The following is a 7,501-nucleotide window of genomic DNA, read 5'->3' as shown; positions in this document are numbered from 1 at the left end:
CCCGGGCGAGGCCCGTCACCGGATCGATCACGTCGATGGTGTCGCCGGCGAAGTCGACGAACACCTTCTCGCCGGCGGCATGGTGCTGACGCACTGTCTTCCGATTGAGGCCGTACCTGGCGGCTAGCTCTTTGAGCGGAGCCTTCGATCGCTGTATTGCCGCTCGGATGGCGTGAGTGGTGTGGCGCTGCCGTGGAGTACCTGGCCCATGGCTCCTCCCGGTGTGAGCACTCAGCAAACTGAGTCCCCCACACACCGGGGACCACACACCTAGGCCGCAGGAAGAAGCGGCCATGCGAGGCGGTCGCAAGGGCCACCATAGCCAGAGGCGCCAGCCGGTCCGCCCTATGCGCCGCGGCGCGCAAGGTGGCTTCCCAGTCGCTGCGCGCGCCCATTTCAAGCTGACATTCTGACATTTTTCGAGCTCGAGCAGGGTCAGGCCGGGCACCGGCCGTTGGCGCTCGATGGCCATATGCAGGAGCCCTAGGGCGATCTCCACATACCGAGTGGACCGCCTGAACCTGCCGACGATCTTGCGGGTGAAGAGGTCGAGCACTGCGGCCAGGTGCAGCCAGCCCATCGCCGGTGGGGATGAGGCGGGGTCGGCGAGCCAGACCTGCCTCGGAGCCTGGGCAAGCCGGCCCCTTCGGCAGCTGGCGTCGTTGGAGGCTCCGACGCAGGCGTGCCGTGGGTTCACACCAACTCTTGCGACCCAGGGCGCGCCGCCATGCGGCGGAGCGCCCCAAGATTCGCTGTGGTAAGATGAGCGTGTACTAAAACCGGTATTGTAGCTCAAGGCCGTAGAGACGAGGCGGGGTGAGCTCCAGGTTCTGGGCGCCCGTGGCGAAGCGATCCGACGGAACGGTGGGACTGTTGTTGCGGTTGGAGCCCTCAAGCGCAGCTTGGTAGCCTTCGGTGTCAAACACGTTCTTGACATAGGCGATCACGGTGTACTTGCCGCCCGTCGGCGCCCAGTAGGCGCGGAGATCCACCTGTTCCCAAGATGGGGCCTTATTATACTCTCTGGTGAACACGTTGGCGTAGGCTTCGGATCGGTACAGATAGGTCGCGCCCAGGGTGAGCGCGCCGGGATCCATCTCGAAAGTGTAGGACCCGTTTAGCGCTAGCTTGTGCTTCGGCGCCTGCGGCAGGCGGTTTCCGACCACGCTGACGGGGCCGGTGTTGATGTTATCGTTGGTATCCACGAGCGTTACGCTCTTCCGGATCTTCGTCGGGTTGTAACCGTAGTCCATCGTCAGACGCACTGGCCGGATCGGCTGCCAGATCGTACCGAACTCCAGGCCGCTGGACCGCGACTTGGCGATGTTCACGAACTGGCCGACGTTGGTCGGACCAACCCGCACGGTGACCGGCGCCTGCAGGTTCCGGTAATCCAGATAAAATAGTGCAGCGTTCACCTGCAGCGTGGAGCCCACGTTCTTCTTTAGGCCGACCTCATAAGCGTTGACGGTCTCTTCGTCCGCCTTGGGATCGGCCAGGAACCCTCCAGCCGAAAACCCGAACGCCTTGTAGCCGCGGCTATAGCGAGCATAGGCCATCGTATCGTCGTCGGGCTCCCACTGGAGTCCGAAGGTCCCCGTCCAGGCGTCCGAGGTATCGCCAAGCTTGCGGCTGGCGATGCCGTTGGCGCCGATCGTGTATTGGCGGCACACGCCCCCCGTGCAGACGGAAGGACTGGTGACCCCTTCGATCAGGCCGGCCGTGCTCTTTGGGGCGAGCGTGTCGGTCAGATCCATGGCGCCGTTGCCGAGACCGCCGAGGGGCGCGAGCGCGTTGCCGAGCCCCAGCGCCTGGCCGACTGCCGGCAGCGCGTTGAGATTGCCTAGGAGGCTGCCCCAGTTCGCCGCTGTGCCGGGACCGAAAGCGCCAAGACCGAGGGCCGGATATAGGCCTGGATAGCAGGCGTCCGAGTTGCAGACGATTCGCCGGAACTCCGTTCCGGACTTCTCGTCCTTGGTGTAGCGCAGGCCCGCGGTCACCTTCAGGGTCTCCGTCGCCTGCCAGTCCACCTGCCCGAACACGGCTTTGCTCTCGGTCGTCAGGTCGTAGTCGCCCAGCGACCAGAGGCCTTGCGGATTGGGCGCTGCGCCAAGGATCGGAGTGCGGAGGCTGGAGGGGCCGTTGAGGAAGAAGTCGGCGGTGGCGCCGGTCCCACTGTATTTCTCGTTGTAGTAGTACGCGCCCACAATCCATTGGAGGGGGCCGTCATCCGTCGACGAAATGTTGATCTCGTGGCTGTACCATTTTGGATATTCAAAATAGTGGAACGTATTGTCCGCATTTACGGTCAAAGGAGTGCAGTTGACCGCGGAGCGTCCGGCCGCAAACAGGGCGCCAACGGTTCCACAGATCGATCCTGGAGCAAGTGGTATCTGGAAGGACTGGACGTTTGTGGCGTCGGTGTCGCCGTACAGGTCGTACTTGTACTCTTGGATGCCGCCCACGTAGCGGATGTCGATGCTGGGCAGGTGGTAGACGAAGTTGGTCGTCAGCGAGTTGACGTCGCGCAGCCGGACGCGCTCAGCGTTGTTCGTATTGAACTCGTGTGAGTCCGCCAAAGCCGGATTGACCGTGATATTCGTGTTGCCGAACTGCCGTAGGCTGCCCGGCACAATCCCATTGACCCCCGTCTCCGGTGAATAGCCATGGGCGGAGTTGTAGACGATCGAGAAATTCGGATCGAGGCGCCCGGTCTCGTAGGGGGCGTTGCGATAGTCCGCCCGTGCGCCGGGGCCGCCCCGATTGTGCCACACCAGCGTCTTGTACGAGACCCACAACTCGGCGTTCTCGCCGAGGTCTGCTTCAAGCTGGAATTGGGCTTGGTACTCGTCCCGCTTGCTACCTTCCGACGGACCGCCGGCCAAGTTCTTGAAGTAGCCCTTCCGCTGGTCGAACTTATAGCCTGAGACGCGGAACCTCAGATTGTCCGTGATGGGACCGGAAACGGCGGCCTGGAAGTTGGTGACCCCGTAATTCTCTGCGATGGCACGAACCTCTGCATAGAAGTCCTTGGTCGGGCGCATCGAGATGATGTTGACCGTGCCGCCGATGGCGTTCCGGCCGTATAGCGTGCCTTGCGGACCGCGCAGGATTTCAACCCGGTCGACGTCCAAGGGGGGGCCGCCCGCCAGCACCGCCGAGGTTGTAAAGAGCCCATCAATGTAGATCGAAACGGCGCCGTCGACGGCGTGGATGTTGGTCAGGCGGCCGATGCCGCGCATGCTGGCCCGGTCGTTGCCGGACTGATAGGTGAAGCCTGGTGTGAAGTTGGTGAGATCCTGGACCGAGTTCACACCCACCAGGTCGCGCTGCTTGCTGGTGAACGCCGAAATGGCCACCGGCACGTCCTGGAGGCTCTGCTCCCGCTTTTCGGCGGTGACGACCAGCTCCTCAATGACATTGACGGGCTGAGCGTTGGCCGATCCGGTGACAGCCGTGAGGGCGAGAGCGCTCGTTATCAGGAGATTGTGTCTGGAAGTCATGTTGCCGGCCTCCCCAGCCGATCTGATGAATTTGTTGCGTTTCCCGGCATGAGCCGGTGCGGCGCCTCTGGTGGCCCGAGTCGACCGCGACCGGTCACGCCGCCATGATCATGGAGGCCTGGCTAGAACCGCTTCTTGAAGCCAACCTCGAACACCCGGCCGAGCGGATTGCCATTCGTGTAATCGTAGTTGTACTGGCTCGCCACGTAGGGTGGATCGGTGTCGAACACGTTCTGCACGCTGGCCGTGATCGTCGTGTCCCAGGGCGCCTCCCAGCGGGCGACGAGGTCGTGCTGCCAGAAGTCCTTTGACTTTCCGACGGGAACCAGGTCGCGACCAGAGGGCGCGCTGGGATTGGGGACGGTCACGAACAACGGCGCTCCGAAGGCCGGCGACGTGCCTTCTGCGTACCGGGTCTGCCAGCGGACGGACAGTGGCCCCCGATTGAAGGCAAGGAACCCATTGGCCCGTAATTGAGAGTAGGAGAAGAACTCATTCACCAACTCGCTGAGTCCGGCGCGGTCCTCGGCCGGGGAGATGGCGATGTCGGTCCCGAGCAGTGACGTGGCCCCTCGCTTGTACTCGATCAGATAGGTGGCCTCGCCGCCGACGGCCCAACGGCCTTCAAACCAGCCGTCCCAATCGTATTGGGCGCGGAACTCAAGACCCGATGTCTTGGTGTTTGGCCCGTTGATTGTGAAGCTGCGCAGACGCGCCACGTTGGCCGCGCCGCAGGCGCCCGCAAAGGTGAACCTGGCCTGGAGTTCGGCGAAGGCCGGGTTCCCGCAGTTCGCGTTAGAGCCGCCGGGGAACATGGTGGCATAGAGCCGACCGCCGCTCTCTTCGGTGATCTCGTCTTTGAACTTGAAGTTGAAATAGTCGAGTGTCGCCGTGAAGCCGCCGATCTCCAAGATGGCCCCCACATTGAAGGTGTCGGCCTTCTCGGGCTTTAGGTCGGGGTTCCCGCAGCTCTGGAAGGCGCGATAGGCGCTACCCAGGACACGCACGCCATTGTTGCAGCCGGTGCTGACGAGGCCGGGGGCCGGCGCGCGGAACGTCGTACTGGCGCTGCCGCGCAGAGCCAGGAAATCGGTCACCTGCCATTTTGCGGCGACCTTCGGATTGGTGGTTGATCCGATTCTGCCCTGGTAATCTTCGTGGCGGATCGCGAAGTTCAGGTTGAGGTTCTCGAGCACGGGAACTTGGACTTCCGCGAAGATCGCCTTGACGTTTGCGTCGTCGTCGCGGTCCACGGCGGAGCCGAAGAATTGCAGGGGGCCGCTTTCGTCGGCGCAGGCCGGCCGGTCGGGGCACGGCGTTTCAGCGGAATTGAAGAACTCGCCGTACTTGCGGATTTCCTGCGTGTAGCGGTACTGGGCTCCCAAGGCCCAGGCGACAGGGCCCCCCGCAAGTTCGATACCTGTCTCGCCGGAGAAGACCGTCTCGGCGACCAGGAGCTTGTTGGTTAGGACATTCGTGTAGTTGCCGTACAGCCAGGCAACGACCTGAGGATCGTTGGCGACAGCCGGATTGTAGAAGGGATTGGCGGCGCCGTTCACGGCGCTGGTTTGCACGCCGTTGGTGAAGGGATTGAAGTAGTGGCACCCCAGGGCCGCATTGCCGGCGCCGGTGGTGAAATTGTTGGTCTCCGCAGCCGTGCAGCCGCCAGGGTCGCTCGCCTGCGCGCCGAAGCCACGTAGGGCCAGCTGGATGCGCGACACCAGCAGGTCATTGGTGTTCGAGGTGTTCTTCTGCTCCATGTAGGTGAGCGCGGTGTCGAACTTGATGCCGGCAAAGAGCTCCCCCTTGAAGCCGCCCGAGATGCGGAAGGCGTCATTCACCACCTCCTGGTGGTCGGCCTTGTCCGCGTTGAGCGGGTGCCCTGCGAAGGCGATCGCCCGCCAGCCGAGCTGGACGATGTCGACGCCCCGGGCGCCGAGCGGCGCGCCAGGCTGGGCCCCCACCGAGCTATTGGCGGAGCCCCGGACGGCGGCGCACTGAGCGGCGGTGAGCGGCGCCCGGCAGTCGTTGAGAAGGGCCACGAGACCCGGGTGATTGGCCGGGATGTTGTAGGGAACGGCGAAGTTGGGACCATTGGGCGCGGTGGGGGAGAAGGAGGTTCCACCGATGGCGACAGGCGAGGGGTATTGGGCCGTCAGGTTGGCCGGTGAGAGTCGCTGCATCGGCGTATCGTTCTTGGTCCACGCCGCTTCGCCGTGGAAGGACAACTTTTCCGACAGGTCAAAGTTGACTTCGGCGTAGAGTTGATAGTGATCCTCGCGGTTAACCAAGTCGTTGAAGTTGGAGAACTGGAAGCGGCAGAGCGAACCAGCGGTCGCCGGACTCTGCGCGCTGACCGGCACAGCCACGGTCGCCGACGCACCTTGGCCGAGGGTGCCGCTAAGAGGGTTTGGATAGGTGACGTTGTTGGTGAGCGTGCCGCCCAGTTCCGCGCAGCCATTGTCGCGGAACAGGTTTGCGCCCCCCAGGAACAGGCCAGGGTTAGAGGCCCCAGTCCAGCCACCGGCGCCCGCATAGCCGCCGAAATCGAAGGATCGGAGGGCCCAGTCGCGGTCATGGATGTCGAGGCGGGACCGGTGCCGGTAGCCGGCGGTCAGCAGGACGTTGCCGTTGTCGAACTGCTTTCCCCAGGCGACGTTGCCCTGATAGTCGCCATTGGAGCCGTCGATGAGGGCATATTCTCCGTCCAACTCCAGTCCGTCCAGGTCCCGCCGGGTAAGGAAGTTGACCACGCCGCCGATCGCGTCCGAACCATAGGTCGCGGCGGCCCCATCCTTAAGGACCTCAATGCGGCCGACCGCTGCGGTCGGAATGAAGTTGAGGTTTGCTCCCCCACCCTGAAAGGCCGCGGCGGGACTGTCCGCCAACCGGCGACCGTTCATCAGGGTCAGCGTGCGGGCGGCGCCGAAACCCCGCAGGTTGATCGTGGCGGTTCCCGCGCCGCCGTTATAGCGATTGCTCTCGCCAAGCGACGATTGCGAGGAAGTGATCGTCTTGACAAGCTGCACGACGGAGGGACTGCCCTGCGCTTCGAGGTCCTTACTCGAAAGCACATCGACCGGCATGGCGGCGTCTTCCGGCGTCCCCGCAATGAAGGAGCCCGTGACGATGACCTCCTCGACCTCGGTGGGCCTGTCGGCGGTCTGTGCCGATGCGGTTCCTGCCAGGCCCAGTGCGAACACGACGGCCAGCATCGAGCTTCCGCAGAAATAGCGATGGTTCATCATCCTGTTTTCTCCCCTTTGTCCGACCCGCATCGTTATCGTGCGGAATCTAGGACGCCTTCATGCCGACGAGTTTCTGCATCGGCAGGAAATCTCGGTCATCTTGTCTGGGCCTGAGTTCGCCCCGAACCCGCTAGCACCCTTCCGCTCCCGAGGATGCGGCGGCGCATCGTCATCCATTTCATAACGTAACGCACAATAGTAGTTGTGCAAGCCCATGGTCGCTCAGGGCAGCGACGCAAGCGGCCCAGACGCTTGCAGAGGGATTTCGACCGGCCACCGCGCGAACCGCATCCTTCGGCGTTGGAGGCGAGGGTGTCCATGTGGGGCATCGGGGATGCAAATCCGGCAGGCCAAGCGCGGCCGTTGGCGACGCGGGGCCGGGTTTGGCCGGTCGGCCAGTTGAAGACGGCCTTTCCTCGCGCCTTCGACCGACCTCCCCGTGACAGTCCGCGAAATCAAGCGCGCTGGAAGCGGCCCTGCCCGCATCTCGGCTCAATTGTCAGCAGCGGCCCTGTTGATCTGCGCGTCCCGGCCGATCGTTCCTCGGCCGAGGTCCGTTCGGTCACCAGTCCTGCTGAGGGATAGGGCCGATCGCCCTCCAGGGCCGCCACGGCCTCAACCTCGTCGGCCGCCAATCCAACCAATCGGTCAGGCGGAGTTGCGGCAATGGCGCCGCCTCACGTGCGCCCCTGCACCTGCGGACGCCCAACGTCGGCGGGAGTCGCTGGAGTCTCACCAGACAATATTCGG

The 7,501-nt window shown here is 63.8% G+C and carries 2 protein-coding genes; both read right to left on the bottom strand.

The window, feature by feature from the left end; genetic code table 11:
* Positions 1 to 773: 773 nt before the first annotated feature.
* Positions 774 to 3,503: a TonB-dependent receptor gene (locus A2790_RS11480; RefSeq protein WP_293391412.1), complete on the bottom strand. Its 2,730-nt coding sequence runs from the start codon at positions 3,501 to 3,503 to the stop codon at positions 774 to 776.
* A gap of 122 nt (positions 3,504 to 3,625) precedes the next feature.
* On the bottom strand, positions 3,626 to 6,751 hold the full coding sequence (locus A2790_RS11475) for a TonB-dependent receptor (RefSeq protein WP_293391410.1): 3,126 nt from the start codon (positions 6,749 to 6,751) through the stop codon (positions 3,626 to 3,628).
* Positions 6,752 to 7,501: the final 750 nt, after the last annotated feature.

The sequence above is a fragment of the Phenylobacterium sp. RIFCSPHIGHO2_01_FULL_69_31 genome, from assembly GCF_001824475.1.
Classification (GTDB): Bacteria; Pseudomonadota; Alphaproteobacteria; order Caulobacterales; family Caulobacteraceae; genus Phenylobacterium.
This window is presented reverse-complemented; position numbering and strand designations above follow the sequence as displayed.